The organism is Variovorax sp. PBL-H6, from assembly GCF_901827155.1.
Lineage (GTDB): Bacteria > Pseudomonadota > Gammaproteobacteria > Burkholderiales > Burkholderiaceae_C > Variovorax.
Genome location: NZ_LR594659.1, coordinates 2,096,616 through 2,122,634 on the forward strand (window position 1 = coordinate 2,096,616; position 26,019 = coordinate 2,122,634).

The window sequence follows — 26,019 nt, forward strand, 5'->3', positions numbered from 1 at the left end:
TGCACGGCAGCCTGATCGGCCAAGGGCAGCAGCTTGCATCGCCGCAGCACGTGCGGGGGCAGGCGTGCGCAGAAATCCTGGGTCACCTCACAGGTTGGCCCACTCAGTCGAACAGTTTGCAGGGGCCTCGATGCTCCACAAGGAGATACCCAATGGGCGCAGCCGACACGGCTTTTCAGAAGGTGGACATTTACGGCACCGAGGAAGGGCCGGCCTTTCTTTCGGGCATTCAGGCGCTGGTGCGGCTGCCCATGGTTCAGCGGCGTCTGGATCGCAGTCAAGGGCTGGACACGGCCGGACTCGTCTCTGGCTATCGCGGATCGCCACTGGGCGCGTACGACCAACAACTGTGGAAGGCCGCCGCTGCGCTGAAAGCGCACGACATCGTCTTCCAGCCCGGCCTCAATGAAGACCTTGCTGCGACGGCACTTTGGGGGGCGCAGATGCACCGGGCGTTTGGACCCACGAGGGTGGATGGCGTCTTCGGCATCTGGTACGGTAAGGGGCCGGGTATCGATCGCACGGGGGACGTGTTCCGCAGCGCAAACATCATGGGCACCTCGCCGCTCGGTGGCGTTCTGGCAGTTTCGGGTGACGACCACGCCGCACAGTCGTCGATGTATCCGCACCAGACCGATGGGGTATTCCAGGCCGCCTCCATGCCCGTCCTTCAGCCGGCGAGCGTCGGCGAGGTGCTCGACATGGGACTCGCTGGCATCGCCCTCTCCCGTTACAGCGGTTTGTGGGTGGGCTTCAAGACCATCGCCGAAGTGATCGAAGCTGCCGCCGTCGTCGACCTTGGAGTGCCCCCCGCGTTCGTATCACCTGAACGCGACCCTCTTGCGGCGCGGCTGAACTGGGACTCGGCGCTCAAATGGCCGGATCAGCGTCACGAACTGGAACGGCGCTTGATCGACGAGCGTCTGCCGGCAGCCCGCTTGTGGGCGCGCGCGAACGGGTTGGATCGTTTGATCGTCCAGGCACCTGAGCGTCGCCTGGGCGTCGTGACGGTCGGGAAGGCGCACCAGGACCTGATGCAGGCATGCGCTGACCTGGGTCTGGCAGCCAACGACCTTCGCGCGCTCGGCATCTCGATCTACAAGGTAACGATGAGCTGGCCGCTGGAGACCGAAGGCATGCTGCAATTCGCGGCCGGCCACCGCGAACTTCTGGTTGTCGAGGAGAAGCGGGGCACCGTTGAACTGCAGATCAAGGAGGCGCTCTACCACGCGCCTCACGGTGCACGTCCAGCCGTCACCGGCAAAACGGACCGACAAGGTCGTTCGCTGCTCCCTGAGATCGGTGAGTTCACGCCGCTGATGGTCGCCCGCGCGCTGGTGCGCCGTATGGATGGCGCGGCGGACCTTCCCGATCGCTTGACGAGGATGGAGGCACGGCAGCAGGCACTTGCCCCCGTTGACGTCCCCAGCAGAAGTCCCTACTTCTGTTCCGGCTGTCCGCACAATACCTCGACCAAGACCCCCGACGGCTCCATCAGCGGCGGAGGCATCGGCTGCCACGTCATGGCCCTGATGCTGCCCGAACTCAAGACAGACACCTTTTGCCAGATGGGCGGAGAAGGTGTCCAGTGGATAGGCGCCCAGCCCTTCTCGAAGACCTCGCACATCTTCCAGAATCTCGGCGACGGCACTTACCAGCACTCCGGGCTGCTCGCGATCCGCGCCGCACTGGCTGTGGGTGCCAACGTGACCTACAAGATCCTTTTCAATGATGCCGTGGCGATGACGGGCGGCCAACCGGCCGAGGGGTCCAACGACCCTGCCCGCATCACTCGCCAGTTGCACGCCGAGGGCGTTAAGACCATCGCCCTGGTTTCTGACCAGCCCGAGCGCTGGCGGTCCAGCCGAGAGCTCGCCTCGGTCGTAACCGTGCATCACCGTGATGCCATGGACGATGTCCAGCGCCGCCTTCGAACGGTGCCCGGGGTCAGTGCGATCGTGTACGAGCAAACTTGCGCCGCCGAAAAGCGCCGCCGGCGCAAGAAGGCACCCACAGCAGCGGCGTCCAGACGCATCGTGATCAATCCTCGCGTATGCGAAGGCTGTGGCGACTGCTCCGTCCAGTCCAACTGCATATCCATCGAGCCCCTGGAAACCATGTACGGCCGCAAGCGCAGCGTCAATCAGTCGAGCTGCAACTCCGATCTTTCATGCGTCAAAGGCTTCTGTCCGAGCTTCGTCGAGGTCGACGGGGGCAAGTTGGTCAGGCCCAGCGGCGTGTCCGCGCAGCGCGAGGCCGAGTTGAAGGCGGACCTGCCTTCAGTTCAGGTTCCGGACATCGGTGAGCGCAGTTTCAATGTGCTGCTGGCCGGCATCGGCGGCAGCGGCGTGTTGACGGTCGGGGCTTTGCTTGGTGCAGCGGCGCTGGTCGATCGCAAGGTGTCCAACGTTCTCGATTTCACCGGGTTGGCGCAGAAGAACGGCGCGGTGCTCAGTCAGGTACGCATTGGCCGGTCTGCGTCTGCCATTCAGGCCTCTCGAATCGGATCGGGTGAGGCAGATGTTTTGCTCGGCACCGATCTGGTCGTCTCCGCGGGCGACGATGCGATCGCACGCTTGTCCTCCATGCGCTCAGCCGTCGTGCTGAACGAAGACTTGACGCCCACTTCGGCGATCGTTCGCCAGCGTGACGCCGAGCTGCCGCAAGCGCGAATGCGGGCGCGAATGCAGAGCCGTTCGAGGCCCGAGGGTTTCCATGCCTTCAGCGCGAGCTCGCTCACCAAAGCGGTTTTCGGCGATTCGACCGGCTCGCACGTGCTGATGCTCGGCTACGCATGGCAGAAGGGCCTGATTCCGCTCACCATGGAGGCGCTGGAGTTGGCGATCGACAACGGCGTCGCGCCAGCGATGAACCGCCGTGCATTCCTTTGGGGGCGCATTGCCGCCGCCCATCCCCAGGCCGCAGCCGAAGCCATCGGCAGCCTCGAAAGCGTGCAGCAGAGTCCCCCGGACGATCTCGACGAACTCGTCGCGAGCTATGCCGCCGAACTCACCAGTTACCAGAACGAAAAATATGCAAGCCGCTACGTGGCACTGGTCGACCGCGTGCGTGACGCTGAAAAGGTCCTTGCGGCCAACGATCGGGGTGGCTTGGCTCGCATGGTCGCGTTGAACGCATTCAAACTCATGGCCTACAAGGACGAGTACGAGGTTGCGCGGCTGTACAGCGAATCGGCTTTTCAAAGCAGCCTGCGCAGTCAACTCGACGGCGGGCGCCTTTCCGTTTGGCTTGCACCACCCCTGCTGGCCCGGCACGATCCCGCGACCGGCCGTCCGCGAAAGATCAGGTTCGGCCCCTGGGTCTTCAGTGCGTTCGCAGGCTTGGCGCGCATGAAGGGACTTCGCGGCACCCGCTTCGACCCCTTCGGTCTGAACCCTGAGCGAGCGGCAGAACGAAAACTCCTCGAAGACTACTTCCTGGTGGTCGACGAGATCGCAACCCGGCTGAGGCCGGGAAACCTGGAGACAGCGTTGAAGCTGGCGGCCATGCCCAATCAGGTTCGCGGCTATGGTCCAGTCAAGATGAAAGCGATCGCCGAGTTCGGCTCAGCGAAGGAAGGCTTGCTAGCCAGATTCCGCGCGACGCGTTCCATTCCAATTTCTAGCGCCGCTTGCGGCTGATTCCTGGAGCACACCATGAAGATCGAAGGAAACGTGTACGTCGTCGCGGGCGGGGCTTCGGGCCTGGGTGAGGGGACGGCGCGGATGCTCGCGGCGAATGGCGGCAAAGTCGTTATCGCCGACATGCAGGCGGAGAAGGGAAAGGCGGTTGCCGGGGAGATTGACGGCGTCTTCGTCAAGTGCGACGTCAGCCAGGAGGCGGACGGACAGGCGGCGGTCGCTGCCGCGCAGAAACTGGGCAAGCTCGTTGGGCTGGTCAACTGCGCAGGCATTGCGCCGGCCGAGAAGACCGTTGGCAAGACGGGGCCGCACGCGCTGGCCGTGTTCAGCAAGACGGTCACGGTCAACCTGATCGGCAGCTTCAACATGATCCGCCTCGCGGCCGACGCGATGAGCAAGAACGAACCTGAATCGACCGGCGAGCGCGGCGTCCTGATCTCGACCGCGTCGGTCGCCGCCTATGACGGGCAGATCGGCCAGGCAGCCTACAGCGCTTCGAAAGGCGGAGTCGTCGGCATGACGCTGCCGATCGCCCGCGATCTGGCACGCAATGGCATTCGCAACATGACCATCGCACCCGGCATCTTCGGCACGCCGATGCTCTTCGGCATGCCCCAGGAAGTGCAGGACGCACTAGCCGCGAGCGTACCCTTCCCTTCGCGTCTCGGCACGCCCGAGGACTACGCGAAGCTCGCCAAGCACATCATCGAGAACGACATGCTCAACGGCGAAGTCATCCGTCTCGATGGCGCGATCCGCCTGCCCCCCCGCTGAACCGCAGCGTCGCGCAATCCAGGCCAATACATCCATCTTCAAAGGAAACTTCATGGCTCAATCGATCGTTATCGTCGGCGCCGCGCGCACCCCCATGGGCGGCTTCCAGGGCGACTTTTCTTCTCTTGCCGCGCACGACCTGGGCGGCGCGGCGATCAAAGCGGCGGTGGAGCGCGCCGGCATCGATGCCGCCACGGTCGGCGAGGTGCTGTTCGGCAACTGCCTCATGGCGGGCCAAGGCCAGGCGCCCGCACGCCAGGCGGCCTACAAGGGAGGCCTGCCCGACAGCGCGGGGGCGGTCACGCTCAGCAAGATGTGCGGCTCGGCGATGAAGGCGGCGATGCTGGCGCACGACATGCTGCTCGCGGGCACGCACGAGGTGATGATCGCGGGCGGCATGGAGAGCATGACCAACGCGCCCTATCTGCTGCAAAAGGGCCGTGGCGGTTACCGTATGGGCCACGATCGCATCTTCGATCACATGATGCTCGACGGCCTGGAAGACGCCTACCAGCCTGGCCGTTCGATGGGCACCTTCGGCGAAGACTGCGCCGCCAAATACAACTTCACGCGCGAGCAGCAGAATGCGTTCGCCATCGCCAGCGTCGAGCGCGCCAAGCACGCGACGGCCGACGGTTTGTTCAAAGCCGAGATCGCGCCGATGACGGTGAAAGGCCGCAGCGGCGACACCCTCGTCGCCATCGACGAAGGCCCGGGCAAGGTCAAGCTCGACAAGATCCCGACGCTCAAGCCAGCGTTCAAGAAGGACGGCGGCACCATCACGGCTGCATCGAGCTCGTCGATCAACGACGGCGCCGCCGCGCTGGTGATGATGACCGAATCGCACGCGAAGAAGATCGGCGCCCAACCCATCGCGCGCCTGGTTGGTCACGCTACACATGCGCAGCAGCCCGAGTGGTTCGCGACCGCGCCGGTCGGTGCGGTCGACAAGCTGTTCAAGAAGGTCGGCTGGGGTGTGAAGGACGTCGACCTGTGGGAAGTGAACGAGGCTTTCGCGGTGGTGCCGATGGCGCTGATGAAGGAGCTGAACGTGGCGCACGACATCGTCAACGTGCATGGCGGCGCCTGTGCGCTGGGCCATCCGATCGGCGCCAGCGGCGCCCGCATCATGGTCACGCTGATCCACGCGCTGAAGGCACGCGGCAAGGCCCGCGGCGTCGCCACGCTGTGCATCGGCGGCGGCGAGGGCACGGCGGTCGCCGTCGAGCTGATCTAGGCCCGCCATGCTCCTCACCTCCGACCAGGAAGCGATCCGCGATGCGGTGCGCGAATTCGCGCAGGCCGAGCTGTGGCCGCACGCGCCGATGTGGGACCGCGAACACCACTTTCCTAAGGCCGCGCACCAGGGCCTGGCGGCATTGGGCGCCTACGGCATCTGCGTGCCCGAGGAAGACGGCGGTGCCGGGCTCGATTACCTGACGCTGGCGCTGGTGCTCGAAGAAATCGCGGCTGGCGATGGCGGCACCAGCACGGCGATCAGCGTCACCAACTGCCCGGTCAACGCGATCCTCATGCGCCACGGCAACGCGCAGCAAAAGAAGAAGTGGCTGCAGCCGCTGGCGCAGGGGCAGATGCTCGGCGCCTTTTGCCTGACCGAGCCGCAGGCCGGCAGCGATGCCTCGTCGCTGCGCACCGTCGCGAAGAAGGATGCGGACGGCTACGTGATCGACGGCGTCAAGCAGTTCATCACCAGTGGCAAGAACGGCCAGGTCGCGATCGTGATCGCGGTCACCGACAAGGCGGCGGGCAAGCGCGGCATGAGCGCCTTCCTGGTGCCGACCGACGCACCCGGTTATGCCGCGACGCGGCTGGAAGACAAGCTCGGCCAGCACAGCAGCGACACCGCGCAGATCAACTTCGACGGCTGCCGCATACCGGCCGAGAACCTGCTCGGCCAGGAAGGCGAGGGCTACAAGATCGCGCTCGGCGCGCTGGAAGGCGGGCGCATCGGCATCGCGGCGCAAAGCGTCGGCATGGCGCGCAGCGCCTTCGACGTGGCGCTGGCCTATGCAAAGGAGCGCCAAGCCTTCGGCGGCGCGATCTTCGACCAGCAGGCGGTGGGCTTTCGTCTGGCCGAGTGCGCCACCCAACTCGAAGCCGCACGCCAGCTCATCTGGCACGCCGCCACCCTGCGCGATGCCGGCCTGCCCTGCCTGAAAGAGGCCGCGATGGCCAAGCTGTTCGCCAGCGAGATAGCCGAGCGCGTCTGCAGCGCCGCGATCCAGACGCTCGGAGGCTATGGCTACGTCAACGACTTTCCCCTGGAGCGCATCTACCGCGACGTGCGCGTGTGCCAGATTTACGAAGGCACCTCGGATATCCAGAAGCTGCTGATCCAACGGGCGCTTGCGTAGGACGGGTTGGACCATGCCCCATCGTCGCAATGCTACGAAGCTGGCCGAACACTTGCGGGCCTCATTAGTCGAAGTGGTCTCGGCATCGGATGTCTGCGAAGGGCACCCGATAAAGGTGTCCCCAAGGACGCTGCAGCAGGCGCAAAGCATCTTGCGTCTTTGCTGCTTTCATAGGGTTGCATGGGCGCTCGAATGCGTCTCGACGATCAGCGCCGATGAAAAGCCGCTCGACCTTGACGTCGTTCTGTCCCTGACCTTGCCAATGGAGAGCCATGAATTGGCGGGGAGCCTACTCGTGCCGACGGCGGCGGCTGCCATCCAGCCGCGGCATCACGGGGCAAAGCAGGCGAAATGAGCTGCGGCAGGACGTTACGGGCTTGAGCAGCGGGACGCGACGCCCTTCCGCAGCAGTCGTGCGGCGCCAAGACTAGGGCCTAAAAAGGCTATACAAGTGCTTTGCCGCTTGGGCTCGGCCCTCTGACATCCAGCTCACGAGGAAACAGAGGTCGGGACGCGTCAGTTTTCGTTCAGTCCATCTGCACACCGGCGGACTTGATGAGTTCGCGGTTCACAACGGCATCATGGGCGATCGCCGATTTGAACTCTGCCCTTCCCTTGGGCACAACGACGATGCCTTGCTTGTACAGTTTTGACCGCACTTCTTCGGTCGCAGCGATCGCAAGCAGCTGCCTTTCGAGAGCCACAATTTCGGCTTCCGGCATCCCGGTTCTACCAAGTAACCCGATCCAACCGCTGTACTCGTAGCCCGGAAAACCCGATTCTTCTACCGTCGGGACCTTCGGCAGATCGGGCCAGCGTTCTTTGGTTGTTATCGCCAGACCGATGAGCTGCCCGGAGGCGACGAACGGTTGGGCCGCCACGACAGAGATGACGCCCACCGGCAGTTGACCGCCAAGCAGATCTGTCGTGAGCGGCCCAGAGCCCTTGTACGGAACGTGTTGCATGGAGACCTTGGCACGTTCCTTCAGCAATTCGGTCGCGAGATGCGCAGGATGCCCATTGCCGCCCGTGCCGAAGGAGATCGAGTTCGGCTTGGCACGGGCTGCGGTCAGCATGTCGCCCAATGTCTTGAAGTTGGTCGAAGGATGCGCAACGATCACAAACCCCGTGACGCCGATCTGCGCGATCGGTGCGAACTCATCGAGAACATACCCCGGCTTTTGGTACAGGGAAAGGTTGATCGTATGGTTGTTTGAGGTGATTAGCACGGTGCTGCCGTCTGGGTCGGACTTCGCCACCAGCGCGGCAGCGATATTGCCGCCGGCGCCTGGACGGTTGTCGACCATCACCGTCCTGCCTTGTAGCATGACCGGCAGCTTTTCGGCAAGCAGTCTGGCCGTCGCGTCGACGGCGCCGCCTGGCGGGTATGGAACGACGAGACGTAGTGCCTTGGCGTTCTGCGAGAAGGCGGGCAGGGCGCACAATCCCGAGGCTGCGGCGGCAGCGGCCAACAGGGTACGGCGGCGAATCACAGGAGCTTGTCTCATCTAGGGCCTTAGAGTAGTGGCGGTATGCGGCCTGAGTGTCCGGTTCGCTACGGTTGTCCGCTATTCAATCGGAAGATCCCGGGATCGAAACTGAAGATGGCGTACTGTGTTTCAAACTCAGGAGCGCTAATGGACCTTCGTCAGCTCAAGTATTTTGTCAAGATCGTCGAGCAACGCAGCATGTCGCGGGCCTCGGTGGAGCTCAATGTTGCTCAGTCGGCCCTCAGCCTGCAGATTTCGACTCTTGAAACCCGCCTGCGGCAAAAGCTGTTGATCAGGCGTTCGACCGGGGTTTCCCCGACCCCGGCCGGTCAAACCCTTTACAAGCACGCGGTCGCCATCCTGCGCCAGGTCGAGCGTGCTGCCCAAGACGTGGAGCGATCGGCTGCCGAGGTGAGCGGGCCTGCCTCGTTGGGGTTGCCAGTGGTCTTGCAGGACCTTCTTGCGATCAATCTTTTGGTGGCGGCGCGCACGCGACTGCCGCAGGTGAGACTTCATCTGGCCGAGGGCATGAGCTACCTTTTGAAGGAGATGGTGCTGCAGGGGAGGCTTGATATGACGGTCACCTACCAATTTGAGCCATCGCCTGGCATCGTGGAACAGCCCCTGTTCAACGAGATCATCTATCTCGTGTCCCCTGCCAAGTCAGGAATAAAGCCGCGCGAACGAGGGCTGGCGATCGCCGAGATCGCGCGGTATCCGTTGTTTCTTTCAAGCGGTCAGACGGGGATGAGAAGACTCGTGCAAGCCGGACTGGCCGCCCACGGTGTCACCGTGGAGCCGCTTGCCGAGGTGGATTCCCTTCGAACCCTGATTGACGCCGTTGAAACCGGTAACGCCCACACGATCCTGCCCGCATCCGCCCTGCAGGGGCACCTCAAGAGCCGGGCCGACAGCTCGCTGGTGATCAATTCACTGGATCTTTCCAGAAACGTGGTGCTGTGCACGTCCGAACATCTGCCCCTGGGAGCGAGCGCGACCGCCGTTTATGAGCTTCTGGAAAATCTGATTCAAGAGGCCTTGCAAGATGGCAGGTGGGTAGGTATCCGTCCCGTTGCTGATGCGCCATCGACTTCAACGAAGGGCCCGTCTGCACATTGAATAGCACCGTGGCGATGCAATTCGTAAAGTGAAGACCTACACCAACTCGATCGGACGGCATCATGGAAGCAATCAGCGTTTACTGGACAACTGGGTGCTCCAGCTGTGTCCGGGTCAAGGAGTTTCTGACTCGCAAGGGAGTACCCTTTGAGTCGATCAACGTCGCCACCAACCCCGCTGCCATGAAATTTTTGGCGTCTCTGGGGGCACGCTCCATTCCCGTGGTGGTCCGTGGCGACAAGTTTACGTTTGCACAATCGCTGGACGACGTTGCCAAGTTCGTGGGCATCGAGCATCTCGCCGCTGTCCTGCCTCCGGAAGTGCTCATGGAGCGCTGGAAGAAAATCATGGAGATCGCCACGCATGCGATCTCGAAGCTCCCTGCCAGTGTGCTGGAGCAACAGCCGAAGCCACCGCGTGCCCGTACGGTTCGTGATGTGGCGTATCACATCTTCCAGGTGCCGGACGCCTTTCTGCAGGTGGTGAACGACGGGCTGGAGGACTGGACGGTCGTCGCGAACATCGACGCACCGCCCGCCATCGACATTCCCGGCATCCTCGCCTATGCGGAAGACAAGAAGAAGCGCGTGGCCCAGTGGTGGGACACCCTCGAAGATCGAAGCTGCACGCAACCATTGAAGATGTTCTACGGCGTGCATTCCACGCATTCCTTTTTGGAGCGCTCCACCTGGCACAGCGCCCAGCATACGCGTCAACTCCTGTGGTGGAGCAAGGAAAACGGCATCCCTGTTGAGCAGGAGCTGACCGAGGAAGTCCTGGCGGGGCTGCCGGTGCCTAAAGGCATCTGGGAATAGGCCCGTTCAATCCACCTTCGCGCAACTCTTGCCTGTGACTTCCTCATGCTTAATCACTCCAAACTGATCATTCTGGGCTCAGGCCCTGCCGGCTATACCGCTGCCATTTATGCGGCGCGAGCAAATCTCGCTCCCATGCTCATCACCGGAAACGTGCAGGGCGGCCAGCTGACGACGACCACCGACGTCGAAAACTGGCCGGCCGACGTCGAAGGTGTGATGGGGCCGCAGTTGATGGAGCGGTTTTTGCAGCATGCAGAGCGCTTCAATACGCGCGTGGTGGTCGACCACATCACAAACGTGGATCTTCAAAAGCGGCCGTTCGCGCTCGCGGGGGACAGCGGCTCCTACTCCTGCGACGCACTCATCATTGCCACCGGCGCATCGGCCAAATACCTGGGCTTGCCCTCGGAGCAAGCGTTTCTCGGCCGCGGCGTCTCGGGATGTGCGACCTGCGACGGATTCTTCTTCGTGGACCAGGATGTCTGCGTCGTAGGCGGGGGAAACAGCGCTGTGGAGGAGGCTCTCTACATGACAAACATTGCCAAGAAAGTCACCCTCATTCACCGGCGCGAGAAGTTCCGGGCCGAACCGATCCTTCTGGACCGACTGCACAAGAAGGTCGAAGAGGGCAAGATCGAGCTGAAGGTCAACCGCGTGGTCGAACAGGTGGTGGGTGACGACGATGGCATCACAGGCGTGCAGCTGCGCGATCAGGTCGGGGCCACCAGCGAGCTGGTCGAAGTCAAGGGCTGCTTTATCGCGATCGGGCACCAGCCCAATACAGCCCTCTTCGATGGCCAACTATCGATGGCCGATGGCTACATCAAAACCCGGTCGGCACAGGATGGCTACGCCACCATGACTAGCGTCCCTGGCGTATTCGCCGCAGGCGACGTTCAGGACCATATTTACCGGCAGGCGGTCACCAGCGCGGGAAGCGGCTGCATGGCTGCGCTGGATGCTCAACGATTTTTGGATTCCTGAATTTTGTGCGGACGTTCGTCGGCGTGCTGGGCAAAGTCGATCCGTCCGCTTGGTTCAGCTGTCAGAGACTGCAAGCTCTCATGCACCGCCACGCGCCTTCGGGAGACGGGCCCCAACATGCCCATCGTTTTCATCAGTGGCAGCGCAGAGATTTCGGCGGCCGTCCAAGCCATCAGAGACGGCGCCTCGGGACTTCTTGCAGAAGCCCTACCCTCGGCGATTGATGGAGGCCATCAAGAAAGCTTTGGACGGGCTGCCGCCTGTGCGTGAGGCGCAATGACGGCTTTCGGGCGAATTCTGCCTCGAAGCCGAACAGCCGGTTCTGGCCCCATTCTGCCGGTCCGACTCACGGGCTGCTCGCGCCTCTGCCGAACGTCCGGAATTGGCCGAGGGCCGGATCTTGCCTTACAGCCAGTGGGTGTGCACGCGCTTCGCGCGGCGATATGCGGAAGGGGCACTTTGCTGCCGATCCCCATACGATCCATAGCGTTCGGCCGAAACTGCGCCTGGTGGCTGCCGACGGCGACTCGGGGAGACGGCTTCCCTTCCGCAGGCCGTCGTGAGGGGAACAGCGAGGCGGCCGTCGCGATCGACACAGGATGCGCACCGCTAGTTTGGTCATTTATTTGCGGTTACCTGCCGTCCGAACCTGAGTTGGCGGGCTTCGTTCGGGCATTTGCCTCGGCAACCTAAAGCTCGAGGAGCTTGGCAAGCCGCATGCCGCCTGGATCGCCGTTTGGACATTTATTGGCTCAGAACACCTCTCGGTCGAGACGCTGTCGCAAGGTAAGTTTTGGCTCCAAGGAAGTCGCTCACATGACCGAGAGCCTGTACACGTTCCTCGCTGCGGGGATCACGGCCGTAGCGCGGGATGCAGGTGCAAACAAGACCGCGGGCATGCCGCGGTAGGCAGGCAAGGCGGCATCGCCGTCATGCCGAGGCGGCATTTCCGCGCCACCGCAACGGCTTGTACCCTCCCGGGCATCTGCACCGAGACACCATGCCCTCCTACTGCATCGCGAATATCGAAGTCCACACGCCTGACATCTACGATTCCTATCGACGTCAGACGGCCGGCACGTTGCCGAAGTTCGGCGGACGGTTCCTTGTCCGTGGCGGCGTCACCGAGGTCGCCGAAGGGTCCTGGCAGCCTGCGAGGCTCGTCGTCATCGAGTTCCCGTCGATGGACGATCTGCAAGCCTGGTACCGGTCTCCGGAGTATCAGGCGATCGTCCGAGGCCGGCGCGAGGGCGCCCGCTCGGACGTGGTGTTCGTGGAAGGCTTTGCTCCTTGAAGCCGATCGGCATCCGACCACACAGAGGCAAGTGCACGGGCGGTGACGGCCGTTGCGTTGCCTGTGCCATCGATGCGCGGCTGCGGCCACTTCGTCCGGCGCCCCCGCCTCCCTCCACGTGATCTTCCAACGATGAACACCGCAACCAGCCTCGACGACAAGTACACGGCCGTCTCGGGCCTGGCCTACATGAATGGCACACATGCGCTGGTGCGACTGCCCATGCTGCAGCGTGAACGCGATGCCGCGGCAGGCCTCGACACAGCCGGCTTCATCAGCGGCTACCGCGGCTCGCCGCTCGGCGGCTACGACCAGGCGCTGCAGAAGGCGAAGCAGCACCTGGACCGCCGCCACGTAAGCTTCATGCCGGGCGTCAACGAGGAACTGGCGGCGACGGCCGTGTGGGGCACGCAGCAGGCGAACCTGCGGCCTGGAGCGAAGTACGACGGTGTCTTCGGAATCTGGTACGGCAAGGGCCCGGGCGTGGACCGCAGCGCGGATGTCTTCCGGCACGCCAACCAGGCCGGCACCTCTGCGCACGGAGGGGTGCTTGCACTGGCGGGCGCCAGCGTGCCGGCCGCATCGCTTGCAGCGGCCCTGCTCGGGGACGCGATCGCTGCCAACGCATTCCTGCTGGGATTCGCGTGGCAGAAGGGTCTGGTCCCGCTGGCGGCGGCCTCGATCGAGCGCGCGATCGAGCTGAATGCAGTGGCCGTCGAAATGAACCGTCAGGCCTTCCGATGGGGACGCGCGGCTGCCGCGGTCCTGCCCTCGGTCCAGGCGGCCGCGCGGCCCGCGCAAGTGATCCAGTTCGTGCCGCGCCTCACGCAGACGCTGGAGCAACTGGTCGAGCACCGTGCGGGCCACTTGATGGCCTACCAGTCGGCTGCGCTCGCGGCCCGCTACCGCGCGTTCGTGGAGCGTGTCGCGCAGGCCGAGTCGGCACTCGGAGGCGGCCGGCGTCTCGCCGAGAGGAGCGCCGGCTCATCGCGGACTACGAACGACTCGTCGAACACGTGCTGCACAGGCTCCACCCCGGCAATCACGGCCAGGCCATCGCGTTGGCCGTCCTGCCCGAGCAGGTGCGCGGCTTCGGCCACGTCAAGGAGAAAGCGATCGCGAGGATGCGGGCCGAGCAGGCGCGCCTGCTGGCCCTTTTCGACGCGGCTCCAGTGACCGAAGAACGCGAGGCGGCCTGACGTGAACCGCGAGCAGCTGGTCCGCGCGGGCGGCAGCGACGTGCCCGAACGCGCGGCCACTTGCTGCGCGGCGCCGAATACGGGCAGCGCTACCCGGTGGCGGAGGGCACGGCGCCGCGCCTGCTGGGCCGCGAAGCTGACCTACCCCTCACGTCATCGCTGTTGCAGAGTAGACTGCAGCTGGCCCCGTCTCGGTCGCCGGATCGAAGCGCCATGTCGCCGCTTCGGCGCCGCCGAGTTACGGCTTTTGGGATGACATGAACGTTAGGCAGCTGCGATACTTCCTCCAGGTCGCCGAAGTCGGCAGCGTGACGCGCGCAGCGGAGGTCCTGCACATCGCCCAGCCGGCGTTGTCGCGCCAGATTCGTTCGCTCGAAGAAGACCTCGACGCGACTCTGTTCCACCGTTCCGAACGCGGCATCGCGCTCACGGAGGCCGGGGCATGCCTTCGCGAGAGGGCCGTCGAACTGCTGCGGCACTTCGATCGGGTGCGCTCGGAGGTTCGAGACCGGTCTGGCGATCCTAGGGGTGAGCTGACGATCGCGCTGCCTCCGTCCATGTCGGAGCTGCTCGCATTTCCGGTCGTTCAGCGATTCAGGACCAGCTTCCCCAATGTCTTGCTGAGAGTCTTCGAAGCTTCTAGCGGGGTCCTCGACGCGTGGTCGATGGTTGCACACGGCAAGGCCGACTTGGCGGTGGTGGGCTCCGGAGAACCGCTCGCCAGTCTCGAAGCCTACCCATTCATCGAAGAGCCAATGGGTCTGATCGGCCCAGCCGAATCAGGTCTTGCCTTGGACAAGCCGGTGACCCTGGAAGATCTCGTCGATCGGCCGATGGTCATGACAAGCCGCCCCAACGTGGGCCGCATGTTCTTGGAAAGTGCGATGACCGAGCGCAATCTCCGCCTCAACGTCGCGCTGGAGGTCAATACTCGGCAGCTGGTGCTGAAGGCGGTGCAATCAGGGTTGGGCTTCACAACCTTGCCCCTGTGTTCCGGGTGCGAGCTGCTCGAGCGGGGTGCCATCTCCATGGCGCCGATCGAAGGCGTGGTGATCTCCTGGCTTTTGATCAAGGGTCGCGAACAGGGGTTGTCCGTTGCCGGGCAGCGCATGCAGCTCATGCTTCGTCAGGTTGCACACGAGCAGATATCCACCGGTCGCTGGCCACTCGCCAGGATGAAGGGCTTCATGCCGCCGGAGGGCGGGCTCCCTCCGCCGCTTTCGACGTGACACCCCGGATCGGCATCGCGTCCATGCTGAGAAAGCATTTCCGCCGCTAGCGCCGGGTTGCTAGCCTCTCCTCGCGTCACATGACTACTAGAGGAGACAGTCGCATGAACAGGCGAAACATGATCGCCGCATCGATCGCATCGGTGCTGGGAACCCAACTGCACGCGCAGGGTAGCAACGACTATCCACGCCGACCGGTCACGGTCATTTTTCCGTTCCCACCCGGATCGCCGGGCGATGTGGAAGTACGGGAAATCGGCAATGCAATGCAGAAGGCCACGGGTCAGCCGCTCGTCCTGGACTATCGCCCCGGCGCAAGCGGCACCATCGGCACGCAACTCGTCCAGCGTGCCGCACCGGACGGTTACACGCTCCTGTACGGCTCCACGACCTCGATCGTGACGTCGCCCGCCGTCATCATGAAGACGCCCTACAGCGGCACAGCCGACTTCGAGCCCATCACAGGCATTGGGCGCATCGACGCGGTGCTGCTCGTGCCGGCCAATTCCAAGTACCGCACCGCGCAGGAGCTTGCCGCGGCGATCAAGGCCAATCCGGGCAAGTTGAATTACGGCACGATCGGTCCTGGCTCGATGTCGCACCTGAGCATCGAACTCTACCTGCGGACCATTGGCGCGCAAGCGACGCCTGTCGCGTACAAGGGGCCACCGCAGGCGGTGCAGGCGCTGATTGCAGGAGAAATCGACTTCCTCTCGGACAGTGTTGCGACATCCGGCAGCCTCATCGATTCCGGAAAGGTCCGCCCGCTCGCAGTGGCAACCAACAAACGCATGTCCCAGTTGCCTGATGTCCCGACATTGACGGAGACGGGCGTCAAGTTGGTCCTCGGGGTGTGGCTCGGGTTGTTTGCGCCCAAAGGAACGCCTCGTCCGATCCTGGATCAGTGGGCGATGTACGCGAGCGACTATTTCCGCGAAGCCGACGCGCGTTCGAAGATGCTTGCGAGGGGCGTGGAACCGATCCCGAGCACGCCGCAGGAATTCGCGCGCCAGGTCGCAGCGGACGAGGCGCAGTGGCGTCCCCTGATCAAGTCGCTGAACATCCAGACTTGAAAGTCGCGAGTCCATCGGAGCGGGCGGCCTTCGGGTCGCCCGCTTCATTTTGACCTCGCGTGCCCCTTGCATCGCCGCCACCGTCCAGTGCATGTCAGCCATGCCACAACAGTATTTCCCGAACCGAATCGCCATTCTTATTCTTGCCGATTCGACAAGCCGAAGGACGACGCAATGGAACGAATGAACAAAGCAGAAGTTGGCGCCACCGCTGACGCCCTCGTTGTGGACTGGGACGTTCCCATCACGATGGATGACGGAACGGTTCTGCGTGCCGACGTGTTTCGTCCGGTGCAGGAGGGCCGCTACCCCGTGATCCTCAGCTACGGTCCATACGGCAAGGGATTGGCGTTCCAGGACGGCTATCCGGCTGCCTGGGAAGGCATGGTCCGCAGCCATCCCGATGTGGCGGAGGGCTCCAGCGGTCGCTACCAGAACTGGGAAACGGTGGATCCCGAGAAATGGGTGTGCGATGGCTATGTGTGCATCCGCGTCGACAGCCGCGGCGCCGGCCGCTCGCCCGGACTGCTGGATCCCTGGTCGGAGCGGGAGAGCCGCGACATCTGCGAGGCGATTGCCTGGGCTGCAGCACAGCCATGGAGCAACGGCAAGGTCGGCCTGAACGGGATTTCCTACTACGGCATGAACCAGTGGTTCACCGCATCGCGCCGTCCTCCGGCGCTGTCGGCGATCTGTGTCTGGGAAGGCGCCGCCGACCTCTACCGGGACGCCGTGCGCCACGGTGGCATCCCTTGCACGGCGTTGTGGAAGTCCTGGTTCGGACCCCAAGTCGTGACCGTCCAGCACGGCGCCGGCGACCGCGGTTCGCGCAGTCGCGTGACGGGTGAGCTGGTCGCAGGGCCCGAGACCCTGGGTGACGAGGCACTCCGGTCCAACCGGGTTGACTTTGAACATGAGCTGACGAGCCGGTCTCTCCGCCCGGAACCGTACTTCGAGGCCCGGGCGGCACGATGGGACGCCATCGACGTGCCGCTTCTCTCGGCGGGCAATTGGGGAGGGCTCGGCCTGCATCTGCGGGGCAACACCGAAGGGTTCATGCAAGCGGCATCCAAGCAGAAGTGGCTCGAGATGCATGGTGGCGACCACTGGTCTTCTTTCTACATCGCCCGTTCGGTCGCGCTGCAGAAGAGATTTTTCGATCACTTCCTGAAGGGCGAGAACAACGGCTGGGACGCCGAACCTCCCGTGAACCTGAAGATCCGGCACGTGGACAGGTTCGTCGAGCGCAAGGAGCAGGCCTGGCCGCTGCCGGACACGCGCTGGACCCCGTATTACCTGGAGCCAGGCAATGCGGTCCTCGGCACTTCCGTCCCGGTGGACAACGCTTCCGTCACCTACGAGGGCCTCGGGCCGGGCCTGGTGTTCATGCTGCCGCCCTCGACCTGCGAACTCGAGGTGACGGGGCCGGTGTCAGCCCGCCTCTACGTTTCCTCCGAGACCACCGACGCGGATCTCTTCCTGACCGTTCGCCTGTTCACGCCCGACATGAAGGAAGTCACCTTCCAGGGCGCCAACGACCCGAACACGCCGATCGCGCAAGGGTGGCTGCGTGCGTCACACCGGAAGCTGGACGCAGGGCGCTCGAAGCCCTGGCGGCCCTGGCATGCGCACGACGAGATCGTCCCGCTCGTGCCCGGCGAGGTCTATCCCCTCGACGTGGAGATCTGGCCGACGAGCATCGTGGTGCCGCCGGGCTACCGACTGGCCCTGAGCATCCGTGGCAAGGACTTCGAGTACGCCGGCCCACCCGTGATGGCCCACCACCCCAGGCACGAAATGCGCGGCTGCGGGGCGTTCGTTCATGACGACGAGCGGGACCGTCCGCGGTCCGTGTTCGGTGGGCGGGTCACGATCCATACCGGTCCGGCGCACCCGTCTTCCATCCTTCTTCCCGTGATCCCGCCCCGGGCGTGATTCATCCCTCCAGGAGACCAGCTTCGTGAAGCAACGACGAGTCATCATCAGCTGCGCCGTGACCGGCAGTGTGCATACGCCTTCCATGACGCCGCACCTGCCGATCACCCCCCAACAGATCGCGGACGCAGCAGTCGGCGCGGCCGAGGCTGGCGCCGCCATCATTCACCTGCACGCGCGAGACCCCGTCACCGGGCGCCCGGACCAGTCGCCGGAAGCATTCGGCAAATTCTTGCCGGAGATCAAGGAGCGATGCGATGCGGTGATCAACATCACCACCGGCGGTGCGCCCGGCATGACGGTCAGCGAGCGCATCCAACCTGTGATCGCATTCAAGCCGGAAGTCGCCTCGCTGAACATGGGATCGATGAACTTCGGCATCTACCCCATGCTGGAGCGTTTCAGCAACTTCAGGTTCGATTGGGAGGCGCCGTTCCTGGAGAGCACCCGCGATCTCGTGTTCAGGAACACCTTCAAGGACATCGAACACATCTTGCGGGTCGGGTACGAGGCGGGCACCCGCTTCGAGTTCGAGTGCTACGACACCGCGCACCTCTACAACCTGCGGCATTTCCTGGACCGCGGATTGGTGAAGGCTCCTCTCTTCATTCAGTCCGTCCTCGGCATCCTGGGAGGTGCGGGGGCGCATCCGGAGGATGTGGCGCACATGAAGCGGACGGCCGACCGCCTGTTCGGGGACCAGTACCACTGGTCAGTGATCGGGGCAGGTGCCGCCCAGCTGCGAGTGGCGGCGCAGGCAGCAACGATGGGCGCAAACGTGCGCGTCGGCCTGGAAGACTCCATTTGGCTCGGCCCCGGCAAGCTGGCGGAGTCGAATGCGGACCAGGTCCGGGCCGTGCGAAAACTGATCGAAGGGTTGGGGCTGGAGATCGCGACGGCCGACGAGGCGCGCGATCGCCTGCAACTCAAGGGCGCCACAGGCGTCAACTTCTGAAGGAGAACCAGCGTGTCGAAAGTTCTTGTTGTGACCGGTTCCAGCCGGGGTATCGGTGCCGCGATCGCGCTCCTTGGTGCGAAGGAGGGTTACGCAGTCGCAGTCAACTACCGGAGTGATCGTGACGCCGCGGAAGCGCTCGTGCGAGATATCGCTCGTCAAGGAGGCAGGGCCGTGGCCAGCTGCGCCGATGTGTCGACCAGCGCGGGAGCCGCGAAGCTCTTCACTGAGGTGGATCAGGCATTGGGCCCTGTCTCCGCGCTGGTGAATAACGCCGGCATCTCCGGTGGCCGGAGCCCGATCACGGAAATGGACGAGGACAGGTTGCGGCGGATCTTCGAGACGAACGTGTTTTCCGCGTTTTACTGTTCCCGGGAAGCTGTCAGGCGCATGGGACGCAGCGGCGGGGGCGAAGGGGGTTCGATCGTGAACGTCTCGTCGGCCGCGGCACGTCATGGGGGCATGCCCGAACTGTCGCACTATGCGTCCACGAAAGCCGCTTTGGACGGCATGACCATCGCGCTTGCCAAGGAGCTCGGGCCACTCGGCGTTCGGGTGAACAGCCTTCGACCCGGAGTCATCGTCACCGAAATGCACGATGAGTTCGGAGGCGCAAAGCTCATCGAAAGCATCGCGCCGACGATCCCGATGCGGCGTCCGGGTACTGCGAATGAAGTCGCCGAGGCTGTGCTCTGGCTGGTGTCGGAACGCTCGTCGTACGTCCATGGCGCCGTCCTGGACATTTCGGGCGGAAGATAAGATGCTCTTCGAGATGCGGACTTACCAGTTGCCGCCCTCACACCTGAAGGACTACCTCGCCATCTACGCAGAGAAAGGCAAGTCGATTCAGTGTGACGTGCTCGGGCACCTGGCCGGCTGCTACACGACGGAAGTCGGGGACCTGAACCAGGTGATCTTCATTTGGGGATTCTGTTCGTTCGAGGACCGGCTGCGTCGGCGCGCGGCGCTCGCCGCTCTCCCTGCGTGGCAAGCCTACGTCGCGGAAGTCGCTCCTCTTTTCATCCGGCAGGAGAGCAGACTTCTGATACCGGCCCCATTCAGCGTCGGCTGAGCGATGCCGCGCCCGCTCGTCGCCGCGCTGGTGTGCGGCAGCCCCCACCGCAACCACGACTTCGATTTCGCGCGGCTGCGCCTCGCCCAGGCCCTCTACGATGCGCACGGCATCCGCACCGATTGCTACAACGACTATGAGGATTCGGCCGGGATCCTCGGCGCCGACCTGCTCGTCAGCTACACCTCGCAGGTGCCGGTGAGCGACAAGGCGGGCACCGCGATCCGGCGCTTCCTGGATCGCGGCGGGCGCTGGTTCGCGTTGCATGCGAGCAACTCGGTCGCGGGCAACCACGCGATGCCGCGCATCCTCGGCACGCGTTTCATCTCGCACCCGAAGTACATGACCTTCACGGTCAAGGTGACGCGGCCGGAAGAGCCGCTGCTCCAAGGCATCGGCGACTTCGAAGTGCCCGACGAACTCTATTGCATCGAGGATGTCACCGAGGACCTCGACGTCCTGCTCCACGCGCGCTGGGGGGGCGAAGGGTTCGACGGCATCCAGTTCGGGGAAGCCGATCGTCCGATGCTCTACCGCCGCGCCGTCGGCGAGGGCGGGGTGCTCTATCTGGCGCTCGGCCACGCCAATCGACCGTATGACAAGCCCCCGCACGTGCCCGAACAGCCCGACCATCGCGGTCCCTGGGACCTGCCGGTGTTCCAGGATCTGGTGAAGCGCGGCGTCGAATGGGCGGCGCAGCGGCGGCCGTTTTGACCTCACCCTCTGGAAACAACGTGAAGATTGCCGTCGCCCACCACGATGGAGAGCTTCCTTGTTCCGAAAGCCCGGGTTGCTGCAGAAATCACGACCACGTTTGCGAGCCGGTACACGCGCAGTGTTTCGCTGGCGGAGCTCATCTCACCCGAAGTGCTCCGAATCTGCGCACATCCGGCGACGGGAAAGAAATTTCTCATCGAGCCGTGGAAAGACTGATGATCGGATGCTCAGACGCTTTCGATCGCTCAGGGCGGGTTTGATCAAATGAAGCGCTTCGCGCGAGGAGAGAACCAATCCATGAACTCGATGTTCGACCAGCACATGCCCCGCAACGAGGCGAATTTCGCGCCGATCACGCCGCTGTCCTTCATCCAGCGCGCGGCGGAGGTCTACCCGGCGCGGGTGGCCATGGTCCACGGTCCGCTGCGCCGAACCTGGGCGGAGACCTACGAACGTTGTCGGCGTCTAGCCAGCGCGCTGAGCCGCCACGGCATCGGTCGCGGCGACACCGTCGCCGTGATGCTCCCCAACACTCCGCCCATGGTGGAGGCGCATTTCGGCGTGCCCATGGCCGGCGCGGTGCTCAATTCGCTCAACACCCGGCTGGACTCACAGACCCTGGCCTTCATGCTGGACCACGGCGAGGCGCGGGTGCTCATCGTCGACCCGGAATTCACGGGCGTGGTCGGCAAGGCGCTCGCGCTGCGCCAGCGCAAGGACCCAATCCTGCTTGTCGACGTTGAAGACGAGGTGTGGACGGGCCGCCAGGACCGGATCGGCAGCACCACCTACGAGGCCCTGCTGGCCGGTGGCGACCCGGCCTACGACTGGCAGCTGCCGGGCGACGAGTGGGACGCGATCGCGCTCAACTACACCAGCGGCACCACCGGCAACCCCAAGGGCGTGGTCTACCACCACCGCGGAGCGGCGATCAACGCGATCTCCAACATCCTCGAGTGGGACATGCCCAAGCACCCGGTCTACCTCTGGACCCTGCCCATGTTCCATTGCAACGGCTGGTGCTTCCCCTGGACCGTGGCCGCCCGCGCCGGCGTGAACGTGTGCCTGCGCAAAGTGGAGGCTCAGGCCATGGCGGACGCGATCCGCGAGCACGGCGTGACCCACTACTGCGGCGCGCCCATCGTGCACAGCCTGCTGGTGAACGCCCCCGAGGAATTGAAGCGGGGCCTGCCGCACGGGGTGAAGGCCATGGTCGCCGGCGCCGCGCCGCCGGCCTCCATGATCGAGGGCATGGAGCGCCTGGGCTTCGACCTCACCCACGTCTACGGCCTCACCGAGGTCTACGGCCCGGCCACCGCCTGCGCCAAGCACGAGGACTGGGACCGGCTCGAGATCGGCGAACGCGCGCACCTGAATGCCCGCCAGGGCGTGCGCTACCACCTGCAGCGCGATGCCCAGGTGCTGGACCCGCGAACCATGAAGCCCGTGCCCTGGGATGGCGAAACCATGGGCGAGATCATGTTCCGCGGCAACATCACGATGAAGGGCTACCTCAAGAACGAGAAGGCCACGCAGGAGGCGTTCGCCGGCGGCTGGTTCCGCACCGGCGACCTGGCGGTGCAGCACCCCGACGGCTACATCAAGATCAAGGACCGCAGCAAGGACATCATCATCTCCGGCGGCGAGAACATCTCCTCCATCGAGGTGGAGGACGTGCTCTACCGCCACCCCGACGTGCTCGCGGCTGCTGTGGTGGCCAAGCCCGACCCGAAGTGGGGGGAGACGCCCTGCGCCTTCATCGAGCTCAAGGCGGGCGCGCAGGTGACGCCGGAGGAGATCGTCGCCCACTGCAAGAAGTACCTGGCCGGCTTCAAGGTGCCGCGTGCGGTGGAGTTCGGCGAACTCCCCAAGACCTCGACAGGCAAGCTGCAGAAGTTCGAGCTGCGCAAGCGGGCCGGTTCCACCACCCCGAGATAGCTTCAACGCGCAGGGGCTGATGACCACCATGCCAAGGCTCCGGCTCATTCGCGTCGCCAAGCGGAGACCATCGCTTTCGACTTGGGGCTGTCGGCCCTATGAGTGTCCGACTGAGCGCCACTATTGACCCTCACGGGCCGAACGGCGCCATTGCCCGGGCGTCATTCCCATCCATTCGGCAAACGCACGCCGGAATGCTGCCTCGGATTGATACCCTACGGACTCGGCTACCGCCGCGGTTGTAATCCCCAGCTTCGTCAACTCGTTGGCGGCCAGACTCATGCGGATATCGGTCAACAGTTCGATGGCCGAGCGCCCTAGCTTTTCCTGAAAGTGCCGCATGAAGGTAGCGCGCGACATGCTGCACAAGTCGGCCAGCTGAGGCAGCTTCCAGGGGCGCGCCGGATCGGAAAACAGGGCAGAAATGGCTGGCGCCAGGCGTGGGTGGCCGGCCAACGCCAACAGGCCCGCGGGGGCGTGCTCGGATTCGCTTGCTGCACGCAGAACGAGTGTGAACAGCGCCGAGGAGAGCGCGTTCAGCACGGCATTCCCGCCCAGTTTGTCGCCGGTGGACTCCAGCCGCATCAGGCCCATCAGACCCGCCAGGTGCTGTGAAGCGGAGCTGACACCTTCGTCGGTATTGCTGTCCGACGACCTTATGACGACATTCGTGGGCAGGTAATTGCGAATCAAGCGGTCATGCGGTTGCCTGATGAAGAACCTCCCGCACAACAGATCCAGACGCTCGCCTGAGCCATCGTTCTCGCTGAGCATCCAACCTCCCGAATCTCGGCGATTGTGTGTGGGCGCCGGGGCCTCTCCACTGCCGTCGTCCAGCACGTGCTCCGAGCCATGAGGCAGCAGCACAATGTCACCGCCCACCAGTTCCGTAACCGTCTCCATCTTTGAATCTTTGAGAATGGCCCGGCCCTTGAGCACGATGTGGTAAGGAATCTCGTCTGCCGCGGACTGGGGCCACGAGACGCGCCATGGCGCGCCGTAAGCGCAGCGGACCTCCAGCCGGCCCGTGACGGTGATCATTTGCAGGAGCTGGCTCAGCCAGTCGACTTGGGACATTGGATTTCGGCTCGTGAAAGTGCTCAACGCTGGCCCACCGAGAGTCCGGTCGTGCCATAGCCAAGAGCGGTGACCACTCCGGCGAACTCGTGTCCCGGGATGGACGGTGTTCGGTCGCGGCTGACGCGATCGGTCCAGGTCGAAGGCCACTCCAACTCAGTGCCGACGAATCCCGACGCATGAACCTGAACGACGACGTCGTTGATCGCAGGCACCGGGTCGGGGCGCTCCACCAGCTTCATCCCGGCCTTTCCTGCCGCCGGGTCGGTAACGACAATCGCTTTCATGAGGTCTCTCCTTGTTGACTTACCTGGTCAGGGGGAAAGTCTTGCTCAAGATCGAACACGTTGTTGAAGAAGTTCGTCAGAGAGTACATGGCGAGTGCGACGATTTCGATGACGTGTGCGTCCGTGTAGCCAGCATCGCGAACGGCTCGCAGATCAGCGTCGCTGACCTTGCCGCGGTTCTCTATGACTTTGCGCGCGAATTGGACGGCAGCGTGCCGCTTCGGATCGGTGGCTTGTCCCCGCCGAGCGAGGATGATTTCGTCGGCAGACATCTTGGCCATCCGCTCGGCCACGCGCCTGGGGGCTGCGCTGCTCGATGGTGCAAACTTGCGCGAGTCCCACTGCAAACGATCGGGCAGGCCCCCATGATTTCAGTCCATCTTGACGGTCAGCGCTTCCAGGTCCGTGCTGCGGCCATCGTGCTCGATGCCGGTCACCTGCTCGTGCATCGTGCGCCGGGCGACGCGCACTGGGCGCTGCCGGGCGGCCGCGTCGAGGTCGGCGAAGCCGCGTCGGCAACGGTCGTGCGCGAGATGAGGGAAGAACTCGGCGAAGCGGTCGAATGCGGCCCTCTCGTCCATGTCGCCGAGAATTTCTTCGACCTTGCGGGCCGGCGCAACCACGAGATCGGCTTCTATTTCCGCGTTGCGCTCGATCCGTACTCTAGCGTGCTTGACAAGGATCGAGTCCACCACGGCATCGAGACCCACCTGAAGCTGGAGTTCCGCTGGTTCGCACTCGGGGAGCTCGCGTCGATCAACCTGCGGCCGACCTTTCTGGCGGCCTCACTGCTGTCCGATCCGCTGGTGTTCTCGCATGCGGTGCAGCGCGAGTACCCCTGAGGTCGGAGCGCCGCCCGCCTTGACGATGCGATGAGCGACGACCTCCAGAGATCAACTGCTCCGAGGCGCGGTCCACCAGTGGCTTGGCGGGAAGCTCGTTGTGAGCCTCGCGTCAGTTTCGTTCAGCCAGTTGAGCCCGGGCGCAGGGACACGTCTACCTAATCGAAGTTCAGGATGACCTTCATCGCCTGAGATCGATCGGCCGCCAGCGCGAAGGCGCGGGCCGAGTCGCGGTACGACAGCGTGGCCGAAATCAGCGGCTTGACGTCGACAAGCCCCTTGTTCAGGAGCTCCACGGCTACAGCGAATTCCTCGTGAAAACGGAAGGCGCCTCGCAGGTCGAACTCCTTGGCCACGATGGTGTTGATGGGCAGCTGGATCTCACCGCCGGCCAAGCCCAGCTGCACGATGATTCCGCGTGGCCGCAGCGCCTCGAAGGCGCCGACCAGAGCGCGCGGGTTGCCGCTGGCCTCGAGCAGCACGTCGAAGCTGCCCTTGTCAGCCGTGAAGCGCCGCAGGCCCTCGGGCTCTTCGGCCACATTGACGACCTCGTCGGCGCCGACCTTGAGGGCCTTGTCGAGTGTGAGCACGCCGACGTCCGTGGCCACGATGTGAGCCGCCCCCGCACGGCGTGCGGCGATGATCGCCAACGCGCCGATCGGCCCGCATCCGGTCACCAGGACGCGCCGGCCCAGCAGCGGACCCGCACGGCCCACCGCGTGCAGCGCCACCGACAGGGGCTCGGCCATCGAGCCCTCGCCGTCGCTGACCGAATCCGCCAGCTTATGGGCTTGGTGGGTCTCGACGATGATCTGCTGGCGGAATGCGCCTTGCACGTGCGGGTTGCGCATCGCACTGCCGTAGTAGCGCATATCCAGGCAGTGGTTCTGCAGCCCCTGCTGACAGTAGCGGCAGAGCCCGCACGGCCGGCTCGGGCTGATCGCGATGCGCTCGCCCGGTCGGAAGCCTGTGACGGCGGACCCCACCGCCTCTAGGGTCCCGGCCACCTCGTGCCCCAGCACCATCGGCTGCTGGATGCGCACGGTGCCGAAGCCGCCGTGCTGGTAGTAGTGAAGGTCCGATCCGCAGATGCCGCCGCAGCGCACGCGCACCTGCAACTGGTCGGCGCCGAGTTCGGGGGTCTCGATCTCCTCGACGCGCAGGTCGCCGGGGGCGTGGATGACAAGTGCTTCCATGGTA

The 26,019-nt window shown here is 64.3% G+C and carries 23 protein-coding genes and 3 pseudogenes; 21 read left to right on the forward strand and 5 right to left on the reverse strand.

Annotated elements, in window-relative coordinates; genetic code table 11:
• Positions 1-116: 116 nt before the first annotated feature.
• The 5 genes from G3W89_RS10065 to G3W89_RS10085 are packed head-to-tail and all read left to right on the forward strand — an operon-like array spanning position 117 to position 7,145.
• Positions 117-3,641: an indolepyruvate ferredoxin oxidoreductase family protein gene (locus G3W89_RS10065; protein WP_443083163.1), complete on the forward strand. Its 3,525-nt coding sequence runs from the start codon at positions 117-119 to the stop codon at positions 3,639-3,641.
• 15 nt (positions 3,642-3,656) lie between these two features.
• Entirely contained in the window at positions 3,657-4,415 is a 759-nt protein-coding gene (locus G3W89_RS10070; protein ID WP_162573950.1) for a 3-hydroxyacyl-CoA dehydrogenase, read from the forward strand.
• Positions 4,416-4,467: 52 nt separating this feature from the next.
• Positions 4,468-5,652 carry an acetyl-CoA C-acyltransferase gene (locus tag G3W89_RS10075; protein WP_162573951.1) on the forward strand — a complete coding sequence of 395 codons (1,185 nt, stop codon included), beginning with the start codon at positions 4,468-4,470 and terminating at the stop codon, positions 5,650-5,652.
• Between the two features lie 7 nt (positions 5,653-5,659).
• Positions 5,660-6,790 (forward strand): acyl-CoA dehydrogenase family protein, encoded by a 1,131-nt coding sequence (locus G3W89_RS10080; RefSeq protein ID WP_162573952.1) that lies wholly within the window; start codon positions 5,660-5,662, stop codon positions 6,788-6,790.
• A gap of 13 nt (positions 6,791-6,803) precedes the next feature.
• Positions 6,804-7,145, forward strand: coding sequence for a hypothetical protein (locus G3W89_RS10085; RefSeq protein ID WP_162573953.1), 342 nt, complete (start codon positions 6,804-6,806; stop codon positions 7,143-7,145).
• Positions 7,146-7,317: 172 nt separating this feature from the next.
• Here the strand turns inward: G3W89_RS10085 and G3W89_RS10090 are convergent, their stop codons facing one another.
• A complete protein-coding gene (locus G3W89_RS10090) occupies positions 7,318-8,298 on the reverse strand; it encodes a tripartite tricarboxylate transporter substrate binding protein (protein ID WP_162573954.1) in 981 nt (326 codons plus the stop codon).
• 129 nt (positions 8,299-8,427) lie between these two features.
• Between G3W89_RS10090 and G3W89_RS10095 the strand changes: the two genes are divergently transcribed.
• From G3W89_RS10095 to G3W89_RS10155, 15 genes and pseudogenes are all read left to right on the forward strand, one after another.
• On the forward strand, positions 8,428-9,399 hold the full coding sequence (locus G3W89_RS10095; RefSeq protein WP_162573955.1) for a LysR substrate-binding domain-containing protein: 972 nt from the start codon (positions 8,428-8,430) through the stop codon (positions 9,397-9,399).
• 62 nt (positions 9,400-9,461) lie between these two features.
• A complete protein-coding gene (locus tag G3W89_RS10100) occupies positions 9,462-10,214 on the forward strand; it encodes a glutaredoxin domain-containing protein (RefSeq protein WP_162573956.1) in 753 nt (250 codons plus the stop codon).
• Between the two features lie 45 nt (positions 10,215-10,259).
• The gene (gene trxB / locus G3W89_RS10105; protein ID WP_162573957.1) at positions 10,260-11,201 is read left to right on the forward strand and encodes a thioredoxin-disulfide reductase; all 942 of its coding nucleotides are present in this window, start codon (positions 10,260-10,262) and stop codon (positions 11,199-11,201) included.
• A gap of 1,000 nt (positions 11,202-12,201) precedes the next feature.
• Entirely contained in the window at positions 12,202-12,495 is a 294-nt protein-coding gene (locus tag G3W89_RS10110; protein WP_162573958.1) for a DUF1330 domain-containing protein, read from the forward strand.
• A 132-nt stretch (positions 12,496-12,627) separates the two neighbouring features.
• Positions 12,628-13,092, forward strand: a pseudogene (locus G3W89_RS10115) (indolepyruvate ferredoxin oxidoreductase family protein); the annotation flags it as partial.
• A gap of 123 nt (positions 13,093-13,215) precedes the next feature.
• Positions 13,216-13,431 (forward strand): annotated as a pseudogene (locus G3W89_RS33660) (DUF6537 domain-containing protein); the annotation flags it as partial.
• 50 nt (positions 13,432-13,481) lie between these two features.
• On the forward strand, positions 13,482-13,694 hold the full coding sequence (locus G3W89_RS33665) for a DUF6537 domain-containing protein (protein WP_443083202.1): 213 nt from the start codon (positions 13,482-13,484) through the stop codon (positions 13,692-13,694).
• A 257-nt stretch (positions 13,695-13,951) separates the two neighbouring features.
• Entirely contained in the window at positions 13,952-14,923 is a 972-nt protein-coding gene (locus G3W89_RS10120) for a LysR family transcriptional regulator (RefSeq protein WP_162573959.1), read from the forward strand.
• A gap of 104 nt (positions 14,924-15,027) precedes the next feature.
• Complete coding sequence (locus G3W89_RS10125) at positions 15,028-15,996, forward strand: Bug family tripartite tricarboxylate transporter substrate binding protein (protein WP_162573960.1); 969 nt, start codon at positions 15,028-15,030, stop codon at positions 15,994-15,996.
• Positions 15,997-16,179: 183 nt separating this feature from the next.
• A complete protein-coding gene (locus tag G3W89_RS10130; protein WP_162573961.1) occupies positions 16,180-17,931 on the forward strand; it encodes a CocE/NonD family hydrolase in 1,752 nt (583 codons plus the stop codon).
• Positions 17,932-18,016: 85 nt separating this feature from the next.
• Entirely contained in the window at positions 18,017-18,886 is an 870-nt protein-coding gene (locus G3W89_RS10135; protein ID WP_232076802.1) for a 3-keto-5-aminohexanoate cleavage protein, read from the forward strand.
• Positions 18,887-18,898: 12 nt separating this feature from the next.
• The gene (locus G3W89_RS10140) at positions 18,899-19,645 is read left to right on the forward strand and encodes an SDR family oxidoreductase (RefSeq protein ID WP_162573963.1); all 747 of its coding nucleotides are present in this window, start codon (positions 18,899-18,901) and stop codon (positions 19,643-19,645) included.
• A 1-nt stretch (position 19,646) separates the two neighbouring features.
• Positions 19,647-19,958, forward strand: a complete 312-nt coding sequence (locus tag G3W89_RS10145; protein WP_162573964.1) for an NIPSNAP family protein — start codon at positions 19,647-19,649, stop codon at positions 19,956-19,958.
• 3 nt (positions 19,959-19,961) lie between these two features.
• Positions 19,962-20,672 carry a ThuA domain-containing protein gene (locus tag G3W89_RS10150; RefSeq protein WP_162573965.1) on the forward strand — a complete coding sequence of 237 codons (711 nt, stop codon included), beginning with the start codon at positions 19,962-19,964 and terminating at the stop codon, positions 20,670-20,672.
• A 300-nt stretch (positions 20,673-20,972) separates the two neighbouring features.
• Positions 20,973-22,613 carry an acyl-CoA synthetase gene (locus G3W89_RS10155; protein WP_162573966.1) on the forward strand — a complete coding sequence of 547 codons (1,641 nt, stop codon included), beginning with the start codon at positions 20,973-20,975 and terminating at the stop codon, positions 22,611-22,613.
• A 120-nt stretch (positions 22,614-22,733) separates the two neighbouring features.
• On the opposite strand, the gene G3W89_RS10160 is transcribed toward G3W89_RS10155, so the two are convergent.
• From G3W89_RS10160 to G3W89_RS10170, 3 genes and pseudogenes are all read right to left on the reverse strand, one after another.
• Positions 22,734-23,690 (reverse strand): AraC family transcriptional regulator, encoded by a 957-nt coding sequence (locus G3W89_RS10160; RefSeq protein ID WP_162573967.1) that lies wholly within the window; start codon positions 23,688-23,690, stop codon positions 22,734-22,736.
• A 23-nt stretch (positions 23,691-23,713) separates the two neighbouring features.
• Positions 23,714-23,977, reverse strand: coding sequence for an alcohol dehydrogenase catalytic domain-containing protein (locus tag G3W89_RS10165; RefSeq protein ID WP_232076440.1), 264 nt, complete (start codon positions 23,975-23,977; stop codon positions 23,714-23,716).
• Positions 23,974-24,267: pseudogene (locus tag G3W89_RS10170) on the reverse strand (carboxymuconolactone decarboxylase family protein); the annotation flags it as partial. The pseudogene G3W89_RS10170 and the gene G3W89_RS10165, both read right to left, overlap by 4 nt.
• Before the next feature lie 75 nt (positions 24,268-24,342).
• Here G3W89_RS10170 and G3W89_RS10175 point away from each other — a divergent pair.
• Positions 24,343-24,819: an NUDIX hydrolase gene (locus tag G3W89_RS10175; protein ID WP_162573968.1), complete on the forward strand. Its 477-nt coding sequence runs from the start codon at positions 24,343-24,345 to the stop codon at positions 24,817-24,819.
• A gap of 158 nt (positions 24,820-24,977) precedes the next feature.
• On the opposite strand, the gene G3W89_RS10180 is transcribed toward G3W89_RS10175, so the two are convergent.
• Positions 24,978-26,015, reverse strand: a complete 1,038-nt coding sequence (locus G3W89_RS10180) for an L-idonate 5-dehydrogenase (RefSeq protein WP_162573969.1) — start codon at positions 26,013-26,015, stop codon at positions 24,978-24,980.
• Between the last annotated feature and the right edge of the window lie 4 nt (positions 26,016-26,019).